Here is a 20154-nt window from a genome sequence, read left to right as displayed (position 1 = left end):
GCGGTTTCGCATCTGCTGTAATGCAATTGGGTGGGTAATGCGCCGTAGACAGGCGCAGACAGTGCAGAGATGAAGGACGCGATATGAACGGCGTGAATGAGATCCGGTCGACTTTCCTCGACTATTTCCGAACGAACGGCCACGAGGTCGTATCGTCCAGTCCGCTCGTGCCGCGCAACGATCCGACATTGATGTTCACCAATGCCGGCATGGTACAGTTCAAGAACGTCTTCACCGGCCTCGAACAGCGCCCCTATTCCAGGGCGGTGAGTGCGCAGAAATGCGTGCGCGCCGGCGGCAAGCACAACGACCTCGATAATGTCGGCTACACCGCGCGTCACCACACCTTCTTCGAGATGCTCGGCAACTTCTCCTTTGGCGATTATTTCAAGGAGCAGGCGATCGAGCTTGCCTGGAACCTGATCACCAAGGAATTCGGCATCGACAGGAACCGGCTGCTCGTCACCGTCTACCACACGGACGACCAGGCCTTCGATCTCTGGAAGAAGATCGCCGGCCTGACCGACGACCGCATCATCCGCATCGCCACCAGCGACAATTTCTGGGCCATGGGCGATACCGGCCCGTGCGGTCCCTGTTCCGAGATTTTCTACGACCATGGCGACCATATCTGGGGCGGACCGCCGGGCTCGCCGGAAGAGGATGGCGACCGCTTCATCGAGATCTGGAACCTCGTCTTCATGCAGTTCGAGCAGATCACGAAGGAAGAGCGCGTCGACCTGCCGCGCCCGTCGATCGATACCGGCATGGGCCTCGAGCGCGTCGCAGCACTCCTCCAGGGCAAGCATGACAACTACGACATCGACCTGTTCCGCGCCCTGATCGACGCCTCCGTCGAGGCGACCGGCGTTCCGGCCGTCGGCGAAGCGCGCGCCAGCCACCGCGTCATCGCCGATCACCTGCGCTCGTCCGCCTTCCTGATTGCCGACGGCGTGCTGCCGGCGAAGGATGGCCGCGGCTACGTGCTGCGCCGGATCATGCGCCGCGCCATGCGCCATGCGCAGCTGCTCGGCGCCAGGGATCCGCTGATGTGGAAGCTGCTGCCGACGCTGGTCGGCGAGATGGGCCGCGCCTATCCGGAACTGCAGCGCGCCGAAGCGCTGATCTCCGAGACGCTGAAGCTGGAAGAAACCCGTTTCCGCACCACGCTGGAGCGCGGCCTGAGCCTGCTGTCCGACGCGACCAACACGCTGGGCAAGGGCGACATGCTGGACGGCGAGACCGCCTTCAAGCTCTACGACACCTATGGTTTCCCGCTCGACCTGACGCAGGACGCGCTGCGCGCCCGCGAAATCAACGTCGACCTGTCCGGCTTCACCAATGCGATGGAGCGCCAGAAGGCCGAGGCCCGCTCGCACTGGGCCGGCTCCGGCGACAAGGCGACCGAGACGATCTGGTTCGAGATCAAGGAAAAGTTCGGCGCGACCGAATTCCTCGGCTACGACACCGAGACGGCCGAAGGCGTCGTCCAGGCGATCGTGCGCGACGGCAAGTCGGTCGAAGCCGCCTCCGTGGGCGACGAGGTGCAGATCGTCACCAACCAGACGCCGTTCTACGGTGAATCCGGCGGCCAGATGGGCGATACCGGCATCATTTCCTCCGACACCGCCAAGCTCGCCGTGTCGGACACGCAGCGCAAGGGCGAGGGTGTCTTCGTTCACATCGCCACCGTTGCCGAGGGCACGCTGAAGGTCGGTGATGCGGTCGCGCTGACGGTCGATCACGCCCGTCGCTCGCGCCTTCGCGCCAACCATTCGGCGACGCACCTGCTGCATGAGGCGCTGCGCGAAGTGCTCGGCACCCACGTCGCCCAGAAGGGCTCGCAGGTCGCGCCCGAGCGCCTGCGCTTCGACGTCTCGCATCCCAAGCCGATGTCGGCGGAGGAGCTGCGCATCGTCGAGGACATGGCAAACGAAATCATCGTACAGAATTCCCCGGTCACCACGCGTCTCATGACGGTGGATGACGCGATCGCGGAAGGCGCCATGGCGCTCTTCGGCGAGAAGTATGGTGACGAGGTCCGCGTCGTCTCGATGGGCACCGGCCTTCATGGCGCCAAGGCCAACCGCGCCTATTCCGTGGAGCTCTGTGGTGGCACGCATGTGGCCGCGACCGGCGAGATCGGCCTCGTGCGCATCGTCTCCGAAAGCGCCGTCGGCTCCGGCGTGCGTCGTCTGGAAGCACTGACGGGTGAGGCGGCACGTGCCTATCTCGCCGAACAGGACGAACGCGTGAAGACGCTTGCGACAGTGCTCAAGGCTCAGCCGAGCGAAGTGCTCGCCCGCGTCGAGGCGCTGGTGGACGAACGCCGCAAGCTGGAACGCGAGCTGACCGAAGCGAAGAAGAAGCTGGCCCTCTCCAGCGGTCCTGCCGGCGGCGATGACGGCGTGCGGGATGTCTCGGGCACAAAATATCTCGGCAGGGTCGTCACTGGCGTCGAGCCGAAGGACCTGAAGAGCCTGGCGGACGAGGGCAAGAAGAGCCTCGGGTCCGGCGTCGTCACCTTTGTCGGTGTCTCGGCGGATGGCAAGGCAAGCGCCGTGGTCGCCGTCACGGACGACCTGACAGGCCGTTTCAGTGCCGTGGATCTGGTGCGCCGCGCCTCTGAAGCGCTCGGCGGCAAGGGCGGCGGCGGGCGTCCCGACATGGCCCAGGCAGGTGGCCCGGATGGCACGAAGGCCACTGACGCCATCGAGGCGGTTGCCGCGGCCATCGGCGGCTGATCCACCGGTATCCATGGCTGTATCGATACGACGGCGGGCTCAGGCCCGCCGTTTTGTTTGCGAAGTCTTCAGGGTTTCCGCCTAGCATCCCCGCGCGCGGAGTTCAGTGTTTTGATTGAAGAATTCGTCAGCATATCGACCTTGATGATCTGCACGTTCCTGTCGACGATGGTCGTCGGGATTTTCATGCTTCAGGTCTGGCTCACCGACCGCCGCCACGCCGCAGCAGGATACTGGTGCCTGGCCATGTGGGTCGGCTCGCTTTGCACGATTCTCTTCGCACTGCGTCCCATCGGCTTTCCCCTCATCACCGTCGGTCTCGGCAACGCGCTGGCCGCTTTCAGCTATGCGTTCATGTGGGCGGGCTTTCGCGATCTTCGATCGTCGCCCGCTCTATCTGTCGGTGGTGCTTGCGGGGCCGATTCTTTGGTGCGGGGCTTACCTGCTCCTGCCGCCGGTGGCCAACGACGTCAACAATCGTGTCATCCTGACGTCGGTCATCATCGCCGTTTATTCCATCTGGATGGGCCTGGATATCTGGGCGGGGCGTCGACATGAGCGACTGCCGACCCGCTCGATCGCCGCCTTTTTCTTCGTGACGCACGGCATCATCTATTCGCTGCGTATTCCCATGGCCATTGCCGCGCCGGCGGAGCTTGGCCATGGAACAGCCTATTCGGCCTGGTTCGCGCTCTTTTCCCTGGAACTCTTCGCCCATACGATCCTGTCCGCTGTCGCCATGCTGGTGCTCATCAAGGAGCGTGGCGAAGCGCTTTACCGCCAGGCCTCGCGCACCGATACCCTGACAGGCATCGCCAACCGCGGCTCGTTCCTGGAGGATGTGCAGGCCCATCTCGCCCGCGGCGGGCAGGGCACGTTGATGATCTTCGATCTCGATCGCTTCAAGGCGATCAACGACACCCACGGCCATGTCGCGGGCGATGCGGTGCTCAAGCATTTTTCCGCGCGGGTCTCGTCCTGGCTGGAAGGCGGCATGCTGTTCTGCCGTTTCGGCGGCGAGGAGTTCGCGCTGTTTGCGCCCAGGCACGATATCGACCAGGCGGCGGATTTTGCCGAAAGGCTTCGCTGCGAGGTCGCCGCCATGTCGATTGCCCACGAAGGGCGCGAGATCGGCGTTTCCGTCAGCATCGGCCTTGCGGACGTCGCCGCTTTCGGCACGGATTTCGACCGCCTGCAGTCGGCGGCGGACAACGCGCTCTATGCGGCAAAGGAGGCCGGCCGAAACTGCGTGATGCGATGGACGCCGTCCGAGGGGCTCGCCGATGTTGCCGAGCGCATGCGCGTGCCGGACACCGCGCCGACCTTCAATGCATCGATAGCCGGCTAATAACTTGGCTGCCAGGTGGCAATTTTCGCCATGGCACAATGGACCCGGCACAGCATCTTTTGCCCGCCTTTGTTATGATGGACGACGAGGCCGTGCAAAAATCGCAGGCCGCGACAGAAGCGCAGGATTTGTGAAATCGCCTCATGCTTGATTGAATGCGTCCCGACGAGAGAGGCAACGGCATGAGCGAGAATGTGATCTGGGCCACCTACGAGAAGCGCCTGCTGCGCGTCTCCGCCTATATCTACGAGCATCTGGAAGAGGATCTGGACCTCGACCGGCTGTCGGAAATCGCCTGCCTTTCCGCCCATCACTGGCACCGCGTCTACCGGGCCGTGCACAACGAAACGCTGGCCGCGACCGTGCGCCGGCTGCGTCTGCACCGCGCGGCCGGCGATCTGGTGCGCAGCGACCGCTCCGTTCGGGACATCGCCGCGCGATGGGGCTACCCCAACCTGCAATCCTTCACGCGCACCTTCGCGGCCGCCTATGGCATGCCGCCGGCGCGCTACCGGAAGGAGGGGCCGCATCGCGCCTTCGAACCCGAAAACGGCAAGGAGTCGCCCCACATGTACGACGTTACCATCCGCACCATGCCCGAGCAGGCACTGCTCGGTGTCCCGCATACCGGTTCCTACATGGGCATCGGCAAGGCTTTCGAAGCGCTCTACGGCGCGCTTTTTTCCCGCAACATTTTTCGCCCGGACATGCGCATGATCGGCGTATTTCTCGACGATCCCGATCTGGTCGCGGAAGACAAGCTCCGCTCCTTCGCCTGCGTGACGGCAGACGGGGATGTTCCGGCCGAAGCGCCGCTCGTACAGCGCACGCTGGCGGGCGGCGACTATGCCGTGCTGCGTCACAAGGGCCCCTATGCCGATATGGGCGCGGCCTATCGTTGGCTCTATGCCACTTGGCTGCCGGGATCCGGCCGCTCGATCCGCGACGAGGTGATGTTCGAAGCCTATCTCAACAACCCACGCGACGTCCCGCCGAACGAACTGCTGACGGAAATCTACCTGCCACTTCAGCCGGCGACCTGAATACAACGGGATGGGCGAGGGGCTGGCTCAAAAACCTGTTGTCGAGCGCGCCCGCTCGCCAACCCCAAACGTCATCCTCGGGCTTGACCCGAGGATCCACGCCGCGTCCGCGACGGGGATGGTCGGGTCAAGCCCGACCATGACGGAGGAGAGGGTTGTCTTCAGCCCTTCGCCGCCGCAAGCTGGCGATGCATCTCTTCATCGTCGATGGCGGTTGCGCGTTTGCTGGCCGGTCGGTCCTTGAGGCGGTCCCAATAGGCCTGGAATTCCGGCCGGGCCTCCAGCGTGCCGAATTGCAGGCCCCAGCTGATATGCGCGCCGACATAGACGTCGGCGGCGGTGAAGGTTTCGCCGGTGACGTAGGGATGCTGCGTCACGGCGAAGGAGAGGGCATCCATCACCGATTCGTAGCTGCCGCAACCGATGCTGCGCTCGCGTTCCTTCGGTACATTCAAGGCGAAGGCCTTGAGCGATACCGCCATTTCCAGCGGCCCGGCGGCAAAGAACATCCAGCGGTAATAGTCGCCGCGCTTGTCGTTCGGCGGCGCAAGGCCGGCGTCGGGGAAGGCGTCGGCCAGATAGGCGCAGATCGCGGCGGCTTCGCTGACGACGGTCTTGCCGTGCCGGATGGTTGGCACCTTGCCCATCGGGTTGATCGCGAGAAATTCCGGCGATTTCATCGTCCCGTCGAAGGTCAGCCACTCCGTGCGGTAGGGCGCGCCGACCTCCTCCAGCATCCAGCGGGCAATGCGCGCACGCGACATCGGGTTGGCGTAGAAAATGAGGTCCTCGGCCATGTTGTCCTCCTCTGCATGTAGCGAGGGGGAAGATAAGGCAGGGCGCCAGTGCCGCAAGAGTACGACAAAGAAAAAGCCCGGCGCGAAGGCCGGGCTTTCCAAGGGTTTTTGTGGCTTAGGCCGCCATGGCCTTCTTGAGGTTTTCGTCGATCTTGTCGAGGAAGCCGGTGGTGGAGAGCCACGGCTGGTCGGGACCGATGAGCAAAGCCAGGTCCTTGGTCATGAAGCCGGATTCGACGGTTTCGACGCAGACGCGCTCCAGCGTGTCGGAGAACTTGGCGAGTTCCGTGTTGCCGTCCAGCTTGGCGCGGTGGGCAAGGCCACGCGTCCAGGCGAAGATCGAGGCGATCGAGTTGGTCGAGGTTTCCTCGCCCTTCTGGTGCTGGCGGTAGTGGCGCGTCACCGTGCCGTGCGCGGCTTCGGCTTCCACCGTCTGGCCATCCGGCGTCATCAGAACCGAGGTCATCAGGCCGAGCGAGCCGAAGCCCTGCGCCACGATGTCGGACTGCACGTCGCCGTCATAGTTCTTGCAGGCCCAGACGTAGCCGCCGGACCACTTCAGCGCCGAAGCGACCATGTCGTCGATCAGGCGGTGTTCGTACCAGATCTTGGCTTCCTTGAACTTGTCGGCGAATTCGGCGTCGAAGACCTGCTGGAAGATGTCCTTGAAGCGGCCGTCATAGACTTTCAGGATGGTGTTCTTGGTCGACAGGTACACCGGCACCTTGCGCTGCAGGCCGTAGTTCAGCGAGGCGCGGGCGAATTCGGTGATCGAATCGTCGAGGTTGTACATGCCCATGGCGACACCGGCGGACGGGGCGTCGAACACGTCGTATTCGATTTCCTTGCCGTCCTCGCCGACGAACTTCATCGTCAGCTTGCCCTTGCCGGGGAACTTGAAGTCGGTGGCGCGGTACTGGTCGCCGAAGGCGTGGCGGCCGACGATGATCGGCTTGGTCCAGCCGGGAACGAGGCGCGGCACGTTCTTGCAGATGATCGGCTCGCGGAAGATGACTCCGCCGAGGATGTTGCGGATCGTGCCGTTCGGCGACTTCCACATCTTCTTCAGCTTGAATTCCTCGACGCGGGCTTCATCCGGCGTGATGGTGGCGCACTTGACGCCGACGCCGTGCTTCTTGATGGCGTTGGCGGCGTCGATCGTCACCTGGTCGTCGGTGGCGTCGCGGTTTTCCATGCCGAGGTCGTAATATTCGAGGTCGACGTCCAGGTAGGGATGGATCAGCTTGTCCTTGATGAACTGCCAGATGATGCGCGTCATCTCGTCGCCGTCGAGTTCGACGACGGGGTTGGCGACCTTGATCTTTGCCATGGAGAGCCTCGTGTTTTGTAGGGGCTGGGCGCCCCGGATCGTGGACTTGAAAGAACCGTTTGGCCCTATAGCACTCACGACCCGGAAGGCAAAGCCAACCATAGGCGGAGGCGGTTTATTTTCGCACTGCGGAAGAATAAGTTTCGCCAAAATTGCGTTGCAGGAAGGTCCGCTCGCAGGCCCGTCCGGACCTGTCGTCATCCAATGGAGAATGCCATGTCGCGTTTCGGTCTCGTTGCGCTCGCCCTTCTGCTTCCGGTTTCGGTTCAGGCCGCCGATTTCAAGGCGCCGGTCGTGGAAATCCTGTCCGCGGCCACCGCCAACTGGCAGGACATGGGCACCGACACCGATACGCCGCCGCCCTATACCGACTATTTCAGCGAGGATTTTCTAAAGCGCCTCTACAGCAAGGATTTCGTGGCGAAGTACCGCGAGGCGGCAAAATACCCGGCCTATGAGGATGGCGGTTCGCCGTTCGATTATGACCCGATCATCGGCGGCCAGGACGGCTGCGCGCTGAAGGACGTGACGACCACCGAAGGCCAGCCGGCGGCAGGCGCGGAAGACGTCACCGTGACCTTCGACAACAGCCATTGTTTTGGCGAGCGCGCCACCGACTGGCAGCCGGAAAAACTCGTCTTCAAGCTGGTTGAGGAAGATGGCCGCGCGGTGATCGACGATATCGAGCGCCCGGACGGTGCTTCCTTGAAGAAGGAACTGCTGGAGATCGCGCAGGAAGGCGCCAATGGTGGAAACGGCAGTGCTGCGGAATCGCCGGAATAAGTGACTTCCGCTTTTCATTTTCGGCCGTTTATGCCAGTGAGGCCCCTTCTTTCTAGGGAATTATGAGCATGGCAGGCACGAACAGCGAACGCACGCTGATCGCCGAAGGACCGGCGATCATCCTCGTTCATCCGCAACTCGGCGAGAATATCGGCATGGTGGCGCGCGCCATGGCGAATTTCGGCCTGGCGGAACTGCGCCTCGTCAATCCGCGCGATGGCTGGCCGAGCGAGAAGGCAATCTCCGCCGCCAGCAAGGCCGATCATGTCATCGAGGCGGCAAAGGTCTATCCGTCGTTGGAAGAAGCCGTCGCCGACCTCGAATTCGTCTATGCCACGACGGCGCGCGATCGCTACGGCTACAAGGAAGTCCGTTCGCCGGTCGTTGCCGCCGATGACCTGCGCGTGCGTTTCCGCGCGGGCGAAAAAACCGGCATCCTCTTCGGTCGCGAACGCACCGGCCTCACCAACGAGGAAATCGCGCTCGCCGACGAATTGGTGACCTTCCCGGTCAACCCCGCCTTCGCCTCCTTGAACCTAGCCCAAGCCGTTCTTCTCATGAGCTACGAGTGGATGAAAAGCGGCCTAGCCTCCGTCGAGAGCACGCCGTTCCACGCGTTGTCGCAGCGGCCGGCCAAGAAGGAAGAACTGCAAGGCCTTTTCGACCATGTGGAAGAGACGCTCGATGCGCGTGGTTATTTTCGCCCTGCCGAAAAAAAGCCCAAACTGGTGGAGAACCTGCGCGCCATTCTGACGCGTCCCTCCTTTACCGGCACGGAGATCCAGGTTTTGCGCGGCATCATTTCCTGCCTCGATCGTTTCACCCGCGAATCGCCCCGCGGCGCGGTCGATCCGAACCGCACCCGCAACCGCCGGCCCAAGGTGCCTCGTGACGAACAATAGCGCAAAACCGGTTCTCATGTTCGACAGCGGCATCGGTGGCCTCACCGTGCTGCGCGAAGCCCGCGTGCTGATGCCAGAGCGACATTTCATCTATGTCGCCGATGATGCCGCATTTCCCTACGGCCCCTGGGAAGAGCCGGCGCTGAAGGCACATGTCATCGAACTCTTCCGGAAACTGCTTGCCGAGCATGACCCGGAAATCTGCGTCATCGCCTGCAACACGGCGTTCACGCTGGTCGGTGCAGACCTGCGCGCCGCCTTTCCGCACATGCCCTTCGTCGGCACCGTTCCCGCCATCAAGCCCGCCGCAGAACGCACGCGCTCCGGCCTCGTCTCCGTGCTCGCGACGCCCGGCACGGTCAAACGCGCCTATACGCGCGATCTCATCCAGTCCTTCGCCAGCCAGTGCGACGTGCGGCTCGTCGGCTCGGAGCGCCTTGCGCCGATGGCCGAAGCCTATATCCGCGGCGAAACGCTGTCGGATGAGGCGGTGCGTGCCGAGATCATCCCTTGCTTTGCCGATGAGAATGGCCGCAAGACGGATATCGTCGTGCTCGCCTGCACGCATTATCCTTTCATGGCGAACCTCTTTCGCAAACTCGCGCCATGGCCGGTCGATTGGCTCGACCCGGCAGAGGCCATCGCCCGCCAGGCCCGCCGGCTCGTGCCGCCGCTGGAGACGCTTGCGCCCGGCGAGGACATCGCCGTCTTCACCTCGCGCAACCCGGATTTTTCGACGCGGCGCCTGATGCAGGGCTTTGGCCTGCGCGTCGTTTGACGCGGCTTTCCCTGTGGGTTTTTCCAAAGCGGGTCGTGACGGGCGCGGATTTCGTGTTAGGGCTCTCCGGTTGCCCGGTGGCGGCCGGACGAATCACAAATTTCAGGAACGAGGAACGGCATGAAGGTCGGCATCGACATGGGAACGGTGCAGGGCGGCGCACCGGCCAAGCTCGATATCGAGGAACTGCTGGCGACGCGCCTGCTGGTGCAGGGCAATTCGGGCTCGGGAAAGTCGCATCTTTTGCGGCGCCTGCTCGAACAATCCGCGCAATGGGTGCAACAGGTCATCATCGATCCCGAGGGTGACTTCGTGACGCTGTCCGACCGATTCGGCCATGTGGTCGTCGATGGCGAGCGCACGGAAGCCGAACTCGTCGGTATTGCCAACCGCATTCGTCAGCACCGCGTTTCCTGCGTGCTTTCACTCGAAGGCCTCGAAGCCGACGAGCAGATGCGCGCCGCCGGCATCTTCCTCAATGCGCTGTTCGATGCGGACCGGGATTTCTGGTATCCGGTGCTCGTCGTCGTCGACGAGGCGCAGCTTTTTGCGCCAGCCTCCGGCGGCGAAGTTTCTGAAGAAGCACGAAAGCTCTCGCTCGGCGCGATGACCAACCTGATGTGCCGCGGCCGAAAACGCGGTCTTGCCGGCGTCATCGCCACGCAGCGTCTGGCAAAGCTTGCCAAGAACGTCGCGGCGGAAGCCTCGAACTTCCTGATGGGCCGCACCTTTCTCGATATCGACATGGCGCGCGCCGCCGACTTGCTCGGGCTTGATCGCCGGCAGGCGGAAATGTTCCGCGACCTTCCGCGTGGCGCCTTCGTGGCGCTCGGCCCGGCGCTGTCGCGCCGTCCGTTGCCGGTGACGATCGGTGCCGTCGAGACCTCCGCCCGCTCGACCAGCCCCAAGCTGATGCCGTTGCCGGATGCACTGCCCGATGTCGAAGATCTGATCTTCACGCCTGACCCCGAAGAGTTTTCCCGCCCGCTGGTGCGCCGTGCGCCACCCGCGCCGCGCCCGACGACGGATATCCTCGCTGAACTCTCCCGCGCCCGGCCGGAGCCGGTGCAGACGGAAACGAAAGTCCCGGCGCCGGAGATTTCCGCCGAAGAGCGCGACGGCCTGCTCGACCAGGTGCTCGCCGAAATCCTCGGCAATCCCGATGCGGCTTTCCGTGCGGATGCCGAACTGTTCCAGGATTTCCTCGTGCGCTGCCGCATCCGTCGCGTGCCCGGCGCGCCGCTGTCGCTTCCGGCCTTCCGTCGCAAGATGGCGGTCGCGCGCTCCGGCGTCGATGCCGAGACGGCGGCAACGGAGATCTGGGGCAAGGCGCTCGATCTTTCCCGCAGCGTCTCCGAGGATTTGCAGGGCGTCTTCCTGCTCGTCGCGCAGACGGCCGTGCGCGGCCTTGCCTGCCCGTCGGATGCGCGGATCGCGCGCGCCTACGGTACCCATTCCGCCCGTCGCGCGCGGCGCCTGCTCGGCTATTTCGAGGAACAGGGGCTGGTCGTCGTGCACAGCGATCTCGCCGGCCACCGAATCGTCGCCTTCCCGGATCTCGCCTGCGAGACGCTGCCGGGTGACGCCAATGGGCCGGATCTCGTTGATTCCCACCAGGATGCTGCGGAATAGGCGGTTTTTCCCGGCTCCGCGCGTTGACAATTTCATGAAACCCGCCTAATGACCCCGCCAACGCCGGGCAGAAATGTCCGGTGTTTCATTTGACATGTCCCGTGGATTCTCCGATCGCGATCGTGAGAAACCTGTCGGAACCTCGAAAAGGTTCAGAGGAGGGCGTGTTTCCTTCAGCCGGCCCGGCAACGGGCGGGTATAACAAGACTAAGAGGAAATGCGATGAGCAAGCGCGCTGCATCCAAGTACAAAATCGACCGCCGTATGGGCGAAAACATCTGGGGCCGTCCGAAGTCCCCGGTCAACCGCCGCGAATACGGCCCCGGCCAGCACGGCCAGCGCCGCAAGTCCAAGCTTTCGGACTTCGGTGTTCAGCTCCGCGCCAAGCAGAAGCTGAAGGGCTACTATGGCGATATCCGCGAGAAGCAGTTCCGCGCGATCTTCGCTGAAGCCGAGCGCCGCAAGGGCGACACCCCGGAAAACCTGATCGGTCTGCTCGAATCGCGCCTCGACGCGATCGTCTACCGCGCCAAGTTCGTTCCGACGGTCTTCGCTGCCCGTCAGTTCGTCAACCACGGCCACGTCAAGGTCAACGGCGTCCGCGTCAACATCGGTTCCTACCGTTGCAAGCCGGGCGACGTCATCGAAGTCAAGGAAAAGTCCAAGCAGCTCGTCACGGTTCTTGAATCCGTTGGCCTCGCCGAACGCGACGTTCCGGACTACATCGAAGTCGATCATAACAAGATGGTCGCCACCTTCGTTCGCATCCCGGTTCTCTCCGACGTGCCGTACGCCGTCGTCATGGAACCGCACCTGGTCGTCGAATTCTACTCGCGTTAATCGCGACGACGCCTTGCGCAATCTGGAAAAGCCGCCAAGAGATTGGCGGCTTTTTCTTTGGGGAACTGCTTATGGATCTTCAGGCCATCATCGAAGACATCCACGCAAACCTTTCACCGCGGCGCGGCGAGGGTAGGGTGGCGAACTACATTCCGCAGCTTGCCCATGTCGATCCCCAAAAATTCGGCATGGCGGTAGTGACGGTCGATGGTGACGTGCACCTCGTCGGCGACGCGGAAGAAGCCTTTTCCATCCAGAGCATCTCGAAGGTCTTCACGCTCACGCTGGCGCTCGGCAAACACGGCGAGGCGATCTGGAAACGTGTGGGACGCGAGCCGTCCGGCTCGGCGTTCAACTCCATCGTCCAGCTCGAGCAGGAAGGCGGCATTCCGCGCAATCCCTTCATCAATGCCGGCGCGATCGCCATCACCGACCTCGTGCTCGCCGGCCACACCCCGAAGGAGGCGATCGGCGAGATCGTACGCTTCCTGCGCTACCTGGCGGACGAAGACGATATCATCATCGACCAGGCCGTGGCGCGCTCCGAGCAGGCGACGGGCTTCCGCAATTTCGCACTCGCCAATTTCATGCGCTCCTTCGGCAAGCTCGATCACGCGGCCGAGCTGGTGCTTGGCGTCTATTTCCATCAATGCGCGCTGGCGATGAGCTGCCGGCAGCTTGCCAAGGCGGGGCTGTTCCTCGCCAATAGCGGCACCAATCCGCTGACCGGCCACCGCGTCGTCTCGCATATGCGGGCGCGGCGTATCAACGCGCTGATGCTGACCTGCGGCCACTATGACGGATCGGGCGATTTTGCCTACCGCGTCGGCCTGCCGGGCAAGAGCGGCGTGGGCGGCGGCATTCTGGCCGTGGCGCCCGGAAAAGCCTCGGTCGCGGTCTGGTCGCCGGGCCTCAACGACAACGGCAACTCGCTTCTCGGTTCGCTGGCGCTGGAAATGCTGGCGGCGCGCACCGGATGGTCGGTCTTCGGGGCTTGATTGTGCGGCCGGTTCGGGGCATTGCAGGCCCATGACGGCACCGATGACCCTGGCAATCGCTGAACCCGACGACGACACACCGGACGATGGTCGTCATCCGCTCTTTGCGGATGCACCCTCCAGCGTGTCGTTCAACAAGCTACGCAAGCGCCTGCTCCGGCAGGTGCGGCAGGCGATGGACGATTTCGCCATGCTGAAGGGCCAGAAGCGCTGGCTCGTCGGCGTCTCCGGCGGCAAGGACAGCTACGGCCTGCTTGCGCTTTTGATGGACCTGCAATGGCGCGGCCTGCTGCCGGTCGAACTGATTGCCTGCAATCTCGACCAGGGCCAGCCGAATTTTCCAAAGCACATCCTGCCGGAATACCTGAAATCGATCGGCATCAAACACCGCGTCGAATACCGAGACACCTATTCCATCGTGAAGGAGAAGGTGCCGGCGGGGGCGACCTATTGTTCGCTGTGCTCGCGGCTGCGGCGCGGCAATCTCTACCGCATCGCCCGGGAGGAGGGCTGTGATGCGCTGGTGCTCGGCCACCACCGGGAGGATATTCTGGAAACCTTCTTCATGAACTTCTTCCATGGCGGGCGGCTGGCCGCCATGCCGCCGAAGCTGCTGAATGACGAAGGCGACCTGATGGTGCTGCGTCCGCTTGCCTATGCGGCGGAAGACGATCTCGCAAAATTCGCCAGCGCCATGCAATTCCCGATCATCCCCTGCGACCTCTGCGGCTCGCAGGACGGCCTCCAGCGCAATGCGATGAAGGCGATGCTGGCGGATATCGAAACGCGCATGCCGGGCCGCAAGGACACCATGTTGCGCGCGCTCGGCCACACCAATCCGTCCCATCTTCTCGACCCGAAGCTTTTCGATTTCTCCTCCCTCGAAACGGTAAGGCCCAATGACGACGACGATTGACATCAATGCCCTGGCGCTTGTGCTTGCACAGGCGGCCGAAGCCGAAATCCGCCCGCGCTTTCGCGCACTCGCCAAAAGCGACATCCGCACCAAGGCCGACGCCAACGACCTGGTGACGGAAGCAGACGAGGCGGCGGAACGTTTCATCAAGAAGGAAGTGGCGGCGCAGTTCCCGGGCGTGCTGTTCGTCGGCGAGGAATCGGTCGCGGCCGATCCGGCGCTGCTGCCGAAGCTGGCGGATGCCGATCTCGCTATCGTCGTCGATCCGATCGACGGCACCTTCAACTTCGCCTCCGGCGTGCCGCTGTTCGGCGTGATGGCGGCGATCGTTTCCGGCGGCGAGACGGTCGGCGGCATCATCTATGATCCGATGGGCGACGATTTCGTGATGGCGGAAAAGGGTGGCGGCGCCTGGCAGACCGGCGATCACCGGCCGGCCGTCAGGCTGAAGGCGCGCGGTGCAGCCCCGCTCGAAGCGATGACCGGCATGGCCTCCACCAGCTTCCTCGATCGCGATCGCCGCGCCCGCATCCTGGCGAACCTCGCGCAGGTCGCCTTCGTGTCGAACTACCGTTGCGCAGCCCACGAATACCGCACCTTCGCCGGTGGCCACCTGCACTACCTGATGTACAACAAGCTGATGCCATGGGATCACCTGGCCGGCACGCTGATCGCCCAGGAAGCCGGCGCTTATGCGGCGCGTTTCGACGGCTCCGCCTACAAGCCGCACCATGTCGAGGGTGGCCTGCTGGTCGCGCCGGACAAGGACAGCTGGGAAATGCTGCGCCGCGACGTCTTTGTCGACTGACACTTTTCGATCACCAATGAGAAAAGGCCCGGATGCGGATGCATCCGGGCCTTTTTGTTTAGGAACACTTACGCCTCCTCTCGTCATCCTCGGGCTTGACCCGAGGATCCACCGGCAAACGCGGCATGGATGGTCGGGTCAAGCCCGACCATGTCGACGGAAGCGTCCGGTGCTGCCGTCAGACCGCCTTGTTATGCGGCTGGAACAGCTTTCCGCGTTCGGCGATCAGCACGAAGATCAGGCCGATGATCGAGAGTACGAAGAAGCCCATGACCAGCGGCAGCGCCGTGCCGTTGAAGGACTGGCCGATGATCGCACCGATGATCGTGCCGCCGGCGGTGCCCATGAAGCCGAGCACCGAGGAGGCCGTGCCGGCGACGTGGCCGAGCGGCTCCATGGCGAGCGAGTTGAAGTTCGAGCCGATCCAGCCGAACTGGAACATCGACAATGCGAACAGCACGATGAAGATCGCGAAGGGCACATGTCCCGGCCAGAGGAGCGTCAGCACGAGCCACAATGCGTTGACGGCGAGGAAGCCGACCAGCGCCCCATGCGACAGCCGCCGCATGCCGAACCGGCCGACGAGCTTCGCATTCACGAAGGACGACAGCGCCATGAAGGCCGCGACACCGGCGAAGGCGACGGGGAACCATACGCCGAGCCCATAGATGCCGACATAGATCTGCTGCGCCGAGTTGATGAAGCCGAACAGCGCCCCGAAGATGAAGGTGCTCGCCAAGGTGTAGCAGAGCGCCACGCGGTCGGTCAGAACGATGCGGAAGCCTTCGAGAACCGAGCGCACCGTGAAGGGGCGCACGTCGTCCGGGTGCAGGGTTTCCGGCAGGCGGACATACATCCAGGCCCAGATGGCAGCGGCCATGACCGCCATGAAGACGAAGATCAGGTGCCAGTCACCGAACAGCATGACGATCTGGCCCGTGCCCGGCGCGAGCACCGGCACGACCATGAACACCATCATGATCAACGACATGACTTCCGCCATCGCGCGACCGCCGAAAATATCACGGACGATGGAGATGGTGATGACGCGCATCGCAGCCGAGCCGATGCCCTGGACGAACCGCAAGGCCAGCAGTCCAGCGAAGCTCGGCACGAAGACGACGGCAAGCGATGACACGATATAGACGGCGAGGCCGAAAAACATCGGCGCACGACGACCGAACCGGTCGGAAACCGGGCCGTAGAGTAGCTGCGCGAAGGCAAAGCCGATCAGGTAGGCGGAGATGACATATTGCCGGTGGTTCTCGTTCTCGACGCCAAGGCTGGCGCCGATTTCCTGGAGGCCGGGCAGCATGATGTCGATGGCGAGCGCATTGAGCGCCATCAGCAACGCCATGAGCGCAATGAATTCTATCTTGCCCATGCCATTGAGACGCTGGGCAGCTTCAGGGGTAAGTGCAGACATAATAACTATATTCCATGAAAGAGATAAGGCGCCGCTGGGGTGCGGCGCCTTTGAAAAGCTTGAGGTCGGAAGACCGTAAAGCGTCAGGCAGCGCCCTTAATCGAAATACCCTGTTCCTGAAGGTGCGACTGCAATTCGCCCGACTGGAACATCTCGCGCACGATGTCGCAACCGCCGACGAATTCACCCTTCACATAAAGCTGCGGGATGGTCGGCCAGTTGGAATAATCCTTGATGCCCTGGCGGATGTCGGCGTCGGCGAGCACGTTGATGCCCTTATAGTCCACACCCACATAATCGAGGATCTGTACGACCTGACCCGAGAACCCACACTGCGGGAATTCCGGCGTGCCCTTGAGGAACAGGACGACGTCGTTGGTCTTTACTTCGTTGGCGATGAAATCGTTGATGCCGCTCATTGCAGTCTTCCCTAGCAAATCGGCTTCAAGGGCCGATGCGATAAACCGTTCGCCCTAGATAACAACCCCGGGTGAGAAATGCCAGAAGGCCCTCAGAAAAAATGCCGGGGTGTGTGCTTCAGGTCGCAGCACGACGCCGATGATAGGCAAGCAACCAGTAGGTGGCACCACCGGCCATACCGCTTGCGATGACGGCAAAGAAGAATTCGTCAGGGCTCAGCATGTTGCCATCGAAAATTGCCATGGACAAAACGGCGTCCAGACCACCCGCAATGGTAAAGAAGCGCCATCCTTGCAAACCAAAAGCACGGGCGATCAGGACGGTCACGACGAAACCGGGGAGGGCGCAGGCAAACGTGACCGCGCACCCAAAAAGGAAAACAAGAGAAACGAACCCATCCACACCTTTGAGAATGGAGAGCAATGTTACCACGGCAAGGGAGGCGCTAATGACTGCGGCAATGTAACCACCGACTACAAGGGACAGTCTCGGCTGCGAACGCCGAGTACTGCTTTCCTTCCCTGCGTCAGGAGCTTGTCTATCCAATTTCACAGTGCAGAAATCTACCGGCTGCGCTGGCGCGAGCGGCTTGCCGCCGTGCGTCGGCGGCTGACCTGCTTGCGTGGCCGCCGGGCCGGCTTTTTTGTCGCCGGCTTCAGCGCCGCTTCAAGGATATCGCCGAGGATGCCGCCGGAGGCCTTCTTGCGCGTCGTTGTCCTGCGGCGCGTGCGCTTGGCCGTTGTCTTGCGCACACCGGTCTTCTTCAGCACCTCTTTCAGGGCTGCGTCGACCACGCCAGAGACGAGTTCGTCGAGGAGACCGGCCATGGCGGCTCAGTCCGGGATCGAGGTTTGAAGGGCAAGGGCGTGCAGGACACCCCCCATATTGCCCTTCAGTGCATCATAGACCATCTGGTGCTGCTGCACGCGGGTCTTGCCGCGGAAGGCTTCCGCGACGACCTCGGCCGCATAGTGGTCGCCATCGCCGGCCAGATCGCGGATGACCACCTTTGCTCCGGGAATGCCGGATTTGATCAGGTCTTCGATGTCGCCGGGTGACATAGGCATACGGACTGCTCCCTTATCGTTATTCCGCGGCGGCAGCGGCGGTGCCGTTGCCATCCATGAAGTCAGGGAACCATGATTCATGGGTGTTGCGCAATTGTTCAATAGAGACCGTCAGAAGGTCACCCACGACGAGATTGTCACCCCCGACCGTACCAAGACGGCGGAACGGCACGCCCGCACCTTCCGCGTTGGCGCAGAGGAAGTTGGCGAGATCGGCGGGAACGGCCAGCACGTAGCGGGCCTGATCTTCGCCGAAAAGCAGCGCATGGGCCGGGCCGTTCGAGCCCGAAAGATCGACCGTCGCGCCCTTGCCGGACGACATGGCCATTTCGGCAAGGGCAACCGCGAGGCCGCCCGAGGAAATGTCATGGCAGGCCGTGACCTGGCTGTTGCGGATGGCCGAGCGGACGAAATCGCCATTGCGGCGTTCCGCGTGCAGGTCGACTTCCGGCGCCGGGCCGTCGATGAGGCCGAGCACGTCGCGCAGGTAGACGGACTGGCCGAGATGGCTGCCGTCGACGCCGATGAGGATCAGCTGGTCGCCGTCCTTCGCGCCGCCGATCTTGGCCATCACGGACCAGTCGGGCAGCAGGCCGACGCCGGCGATGGTGGGCGTCGGCAGGATCGCGATGCCGTTCGTCTCGTTGTAGAGCGAGACGTTGCCGGAGACGATCGGAAAATCGAGCGCGCGGCAGGCTTCGCCGATGCCCTGGATCGCCTTGACGAACTGGCCCATGATTTCCGGCTTTTCCGGATTGCCGAAGTTCAGGTTGTCGGTGGAGGCAAGCGGCTCGGCGCCGGTCGCCGTGATGTTGCGCCAGCATTCGGCGACAGCCTGCTTACCGCCTTCGAACGGGTCGGCCTCGACATAACGCGGGGTGACATCGGAGGAGAAGGCGAGCGCCTTGGTAGCATGACCCTCGACGCGCACGACGCCGGCATCGCCGCCGGGGATCTGCAGCGAGTTGCCCTGGATCAGCGTGTCATACTGTTCATAGACCCAGCGGCGGCTCGACTGGTTCGGCGAACCGACGAGTTCCAGCACGGCCTGGGCATAATCGCTCGGCTCTGCCACCAGATTGGCCGGGAGAGGGGCGGACTTGCCGGGCTCGCGCCACGGGCGGTCATACTCCGGTGCCTGGTCGCCCAGGTCCTTGATCGGCAGGTTTGCGACTTCTTCGCCCTGATGCAGGATGCGGAAACGCAGGTCGTCCGTCGTGTAGCCGACGATCGCGAAGGCGAGGCCCCACTTGACGAAGATCGCCTTGGCGACCTCTTCCTTGGCGGGCTCGAGCACCATGAGCATGCGCTCCTGGCTTTCCGACAGCATCATCTCATAGGCGGTCATCTGTTCTTCGCGCACCGGAACGAGATCGAGGTTCAGCTCGATGCCGAGGTCGCCCTTGGCGCCCATTTCGACGGCGGAGCAGGTGAGGCCGGCCGCACCCATGTCCTGGATGGCGATGACGGCGCCGGTCTGCATCAGTTCAAGGCAGGCTTCCAGCAGGCACTTTTCGGTGAAGGGGTCGCCGACCTGTACGGTCGGACGCTTCTCCTCGATCGATTCGTCGAATTCGGCGGACGCCATGGTCGCGCCGCCCACACCGTCGCGGCCGGTCTTGGCGCCGAGATAGACGACCGGCAGGCCGACGCCCTTGGCTTCCGACAGGAAGATCGCGTTGGACTTGGCAAGACCGGCTGCAAAGGCGTTGACGAGGATGTTGCCATTGTAGCGCGGGTCGAACTCGACTTCGCCGCCAACGGTCGGCACGCCGAAGGAATTGCCGTAGCCGCCGACACCGGCGACGACGCCGGAGACGAGGTGGCGGGTCTTCGGATGATCAGGCTCCCCGAAGCGCAGCGCGTTCATCGCCGCGACCGGGCGCGCACCCATGGTGAAGACGTCGCGCAGGATGCCGCCGACGCCCGTCGCCGCACCCTGGTAGGGCTCGATATAGGACGGGTGGTTGTGGCTCTCCATCTTGAAGACCACGCAGTCGCCGTCGTCGATGTCCACCACGCCGGCATTTTCGCCCGGACCCTGGATGACGCGCGGACCCTTGGTCGGCAGCGTGCGCAGCCAGCGCTTGGAGGACTTGTACGAGCAGTGCTCGTTCCACATGGCCGAGAAGATGCCGAGCTCGGTATAGGTCGGCTCGCGGCCGATCAGCGAGAGGATGCGATCGTATTCATCCGGCTTGAGCCCATGGGCAGCAATCAGCTCCGGGGTGATCGGGCGGGTGTTCGAAATGGTCATCGTCGCTCGTCTTGTCGTGGAGGGCAGGATTGGGGTCTCTTTAACCTATGCTGCCGTGCAGTGCG

Annotated in this window: 20 protein-coding genes; 12 read left to right on the top strand and 8 right to left on the bottom strand. The window is 63.2% G+C overall.

The window, feature by feature from the left end; translation table 11 throughout:
- Window positions 1–83 precede the first annotated feature (83 nt).
- From alaS to BSY16_RS06915, 4 genes are all read left to right on the top strand, one after another.
- Window positions 84–2744 (top strand): alanine--tRNA ligase, encoded by a 2661-nt coding sequence (gene alaS, locus BSY16_RS06925; RefSeq protein ID WP_069058982.1) that lies wholly within the window; start codon window positions 84–86, stop codon window positions 2742–2744.
- Window positions 2745–2855: 111 nt separating this feature from the next.
- Window positions 2856–3302 (top strand): hypothetical protein, encoded by a 447-nt coding sequence (locus BSY16_RS32305; protein ID WP_171902392.1) that lies wholly within the window; start codon window positions 2856–2858, stop codon window positions 3300–3302.
- Window positions 3202–4092 (top strand): GGDEF domain-containing protein, encoded by an 891-nt coding sequence (locus BSY16_RS06920; protein WP_171902391.1) that lies wholly within the window; start codon window positions 3202–3204, stop codon window positions 4090–4092. The genes BSY16_RS32305 and BSY16_RS06920 overlap by 101 nt, the downstream gene beginning before the upstream one ends.
- A 182-nt stretch (window positions 4093–4274) precedes the next feature.
- Window positions 4275–5135, top strand: coding sequence for an AraC family transcriptional regulator (locus tag BSY16_RS06915; protein ID WP_069061424.1), 861 nt, complete (start codon window positions 4275–4277; stop codon window positions 5133–5135).
- Window positions 5136–5296: 161 nt separating this feature from the next.
- Here BSY16_RS06915 and BSY16_RS06910 read toward each other — a convergent pair whose 3' ends face one another.
- Window positions 5297–5932: a glutathione S-transferase family protein gene (locus BSY16_RS06910; RefSeq protein WP_069058980.1), complete on the bottom strand. Its 636-nt coding sequence runs from the start codon at window positions 5930–5932 to the stop codon at window positions 5297–5299.
- A gap of 115 nt (window positions 5933–6047) precedes the next feature.
- Entirely contained in the window at window positions 6048–7262 is a 1215-nt protein-coding gene (locus tag BSY16_RS06905) for an NADP-dependent isocitrate dehydrogenase (protein ID WP_069058979.1), read from the bottom strand.
- A gap of 216 nt (window positions 7263–7478) precedes the next feature.
- Between BSY16_RS06905 and BSY16_RS06900 the strand changes: the two genes are divergently transcribed.
- From BSY16_RS06900 to BSY16_RS06865, 8 genes are all read left to right on the top strand, one after another.
- Complete coding sequence (locus BSY16_RS06900) at window positions 7479–8045, top strand: hypothetical protein (protein ID WP_150129893.1); 567 nt, start codon at window positions 7479–7481, stop codon at window positions 8043–8045.
- Between the two features lie 68 nt (window positions 8046–8113).
- On the top strand, window positions 8114–8947 hold the full coding sequence (locus BSY16_RS06895; RefSeq protein ID WP_069061423.1) for an RNA methyltransferase: 834 nt from the start codon (window positions 8114–8116) through the stop codon (window positions 8945–8947).
- A 16-nt stretch (window positions 8948–8963) separates the two neighbouring features.
- The gene (murI, locus tag BSY16_RS06890; protein ID WP_069058977.1) at window positions 8964–9725 is read left to right on the top strand and encodes a glutamate racemase; all 762 of its coding nucleotides are present in this window, start codon (window positions 8964–8966) and stop codon (window positions 9723–9725) included.
- A gap of 120 nt (window positions 9726–9845) precedes the next feature.
- Window positions 9846–11357, top strand: a complete 1512-nt coding sequence (locus tag BSY16_RS06885; RefSeq protein ID WP_069058976.1) for an ATP-binding protein — start codon at window positions 9846–9848, stop codon at window positions 11355–11357.
- A 222-nt stretch (window positions 11358–11579) separates the two neighbouring features.
- Window positions 11580–12197 (top strand): 30S ribosomal protein S4, encoded by a 618-nt coding sequence (gene rpsD / locus BSY16_RS06880; RefSeq protein ID WP_069058975.1) that lies wholly within the window; start codon window positions 11580–11582, stop codon window positions 12195–12197.
- A 71-nt stretch (window positions 12198–12268) separates the two neighbouring features.
- The gene (locus BSY16_RS06875) at window positions 12269–13195 is read left to right on the top strand and encodes a glutaminase (RefSeq protein ID WP_069058974.1); all 927 of its coding nucleotides are present in this window, start codon (window positions 12269–12271) and stop codon (window positions 13193–13195) included.
- A gap of 43 nt (window positions 13196–13238) precedes the next feature.
- Window positions 13239–14111 carry a tRNA 2-thiocytidine(32) synthetase TtcA gene (gene ttcA, locus BSY16_RS06870; protein ID WP_069061422.1) on the top strand — a complete coding sequence of 291 codons (873 nt, stop codon included), beginning with the start codon at window positions 13239–13241 and terminating at the stop codon, window positions 14109–14111.
- On the top strand, window positions 14095–14919 hold the full coding sequence (locus BSY16_RS06865; protein ID WP_069058973.1) for an inositol monophosphatase family protein: 825 nt from the start codon (window positions 14095–14097) through the stop codon (window positions 14917–14919). Before ttcA ends, BSY16_RS06865 begins: the two co-directional genes overlap by 17 nt.
- Window positions 14920–15097: 178 nt before the next feature.
- Here the strand turns inward: BSY16_RS06865 and BSY16_RS06860 are convergent, their stop codons facing one another.
- From BSY16_RS06860 to purL, 6 genes are all read right to left on the bottom strand, one after another.
- Complete coding sequence (locus BSY16_RS06860; protein WP_069058972.1) at window positions 15098–16303, bottom strand: multidrug effflux MFS transporter; 1206 nt, start codon at window positions 16301–16303, stop codon at window positions 15098–15100.
- A gap of 125 nt (window positions 16304–16428) precedes the next feature.
- Window positions 16429–16764 carry a Grx4 family monothiol glutaredoxin gene (gene grxD, locus BSY16_RS06855; protein ID WP_069058971.1) on the bottom strand — a complete coding sequence of 112 codons (336 nt, stop codon included), beginning with the start codon at window positions 16762–16764 and terminating at the stop codon, window positions 16429–16431.
- A gap of 118 nt (window positions 16765–16882) precedes the next feature.
- Window positions 16883–17188, bottom strand: coding sequence for a hypothetical protein (locus tag BSY16_RS06850; RefSeq protein WP_150129892.1), 306 nt, complete (start codon window positions 17186–17188; stop codon window positions 16883–16885).
- 140 nt (window positions 17189–17328) lie between these two features.
- Complete coding sequence (locus BSY16_RS06845; RefSeq protein WP_069058969.1) at window positions 17329–17592, bottom strand: hypothetical protein; 264 nt, start codon at window positions 17590–17592, stop codon at window positions 17329–17331.
- A gap of 6 nt (window positions 17593–17598) precedes the next feature.
- Window positions 17599–17832: a BolA/IbaG family iron-sulfur metabolism protein gene (locus BSY16_RS06840; protein ID WP_069058968.1), complete on the bottom strand. Its 234-nt coding sequence runs from the start codon at window positions 17830–17832 to the stop codon at window positions 17599–17601.
- A 19-nt stretch (window positions 17833–17851) separates the two neighbouring features.
- Window positions 17852–20089, bottom strand: coding sequence for a phosphoribosylformylglycinamidine synthase subunit PurL (gene purL, locus BSY16_RS06835; protein ID WP_069058967.1), 2238 nt, complete (start codon window positions 20087–20089; stop codon window positions 17852–17854).
- Window positions 20090–20154: the final 65 nt, after the last annotated feature.

Source organism: Sinorhizobium sp. RAC02 (genome assembly GCF_001713395.1).
GTDB lineage: Bacteria > Pseudomonadota > Alphaproteobacteria > Rhizobiales > Rhizobiaceae > Shinella.
The sequence above is the reverse complement of the archived record's forward strand: the minus strand, read 5'-3'. Positions and strand labels throughout refer to the sequence as shown.

Excerpts from the sequence above, each read along its gene's own strand:
- BSY16_RS06910 (WP_069058980.1), bottom strand. The coding sequence starts at position 5,932 with ATGGCCGAGGACCTCATTTTCTACGCCAACCCGATGTCGCGTGCGCGC.
- ttcA (WP_069061422.1), top strand. The coding sequence starts at position 13,239 with ATGACCCTGGCAATCGCTGAACCCGACGACGACACACCGGACGATGGT.
- BSY16_RS06915 (WP_069061424.1), top strand. The coding sequence starts at position 4,275 with ATGAGCGAGAATGTGATCTGGGCCACCTACGAGAAGCGCCTGCTGCGC.
- murI (WP_069058977.1), top strand. The coding sequence starts at position 8,964 with ATGTTCGACAGCGGCATCGGTGGCCTCACCGTGCTGCGCGAAGCCCGC.
- BSY16_RS06875 (WP_069058974.1), top strand. The coding sequence starts at position 12,269 with ATGGATCTTCAGGCCATCATCGAAGACATCCACGCAAACCTTTCACCG.
- rpsD (WP_069058975.1), top strand. The coding sequence starts at position 11,580 with ATGAGCAAGCGCGCTGCATCCAAGTACAAAATCGACCGCCGTATGGGC.
- BSY16_RS06885 (WP_069058976.1), top strand. The coding sequence starts at position 9,846 with ATGAAGGTCGGCATCGACATGGGAACGGTGCAGGGCGGCGCACCGGCC.
- BSY16_RS06865 (WP_069058973.1), top strand. The coding sequence starts at position 14,095 with ATGACGACGACGATTGACATCAATGCCCTGGCGCTTGTGCTTGCACAG.
- BSY16_RS06900 (WP_150129893.1), top strand. The coding sequence starts at position 7,479 with ATGTCGCGTTTCGGTCTCGTTGCGCTCGCCCTTCTGCTTCCGGTTTCG.
- BSY16_RS06895 (WP_069061423.1), top strand. The coding sequence starts at position 8,114 with ATGGCAGGCACGAACAGCGAACGCACGCTGATCGCCGAAGGACCGGCG.
- BSY16_RS06860 (WP_069058972.1), bottom strand. The coding sequence starts at position 16,303 with ATGGGCAAGATAGAATTCATTGCGCTCATGGCGTTGCTGATGGCGCTC.
- BSY16_RS06845 (WP_069058969.1), bottom strand. The coding sequence starts at position 17,592 with ATGGCCGGTCTCCTCGACGAACTCGTCTCTGGCGTGGTCGACGCAGCC.
- BSY16_RS06840 (WP_069058968.1), bottom strand. The coding sequence starts at position 17,832 with ATGCCTATGTCACCCGGCGACATCGAAGACCTGATCAAATCCGGCATT.
- BSY16_RS06905 (WP_069058979.1), bottom strand. The coding sequence starts at position 7,262 with ATGGCAAAGATCAAGGTCGCCAACCCCGTCGTCGAACTCGACGGCGAC.
- grxD (WP_069058971.1), bottom strand. The coding sequence starts at position 16,764 with ATGAGCGGCATCAACGATTTCATCGCCAACGAAGTAAAGACCAACGAC.
- purL (WP_069058967.1), bottom strand. The coding sequence starts at position 20,089 with ATGACCATTTCGAACACCCGCCCGATCACCCCGGAGCTGATTGCTGCC.
- alaS (WP_069058982.1), top strand. The coding sequence starts at position 84 with ATGAACGGCGTGAATGAGATCCGGTCGACTTTCCTCGACTATTTCCGA.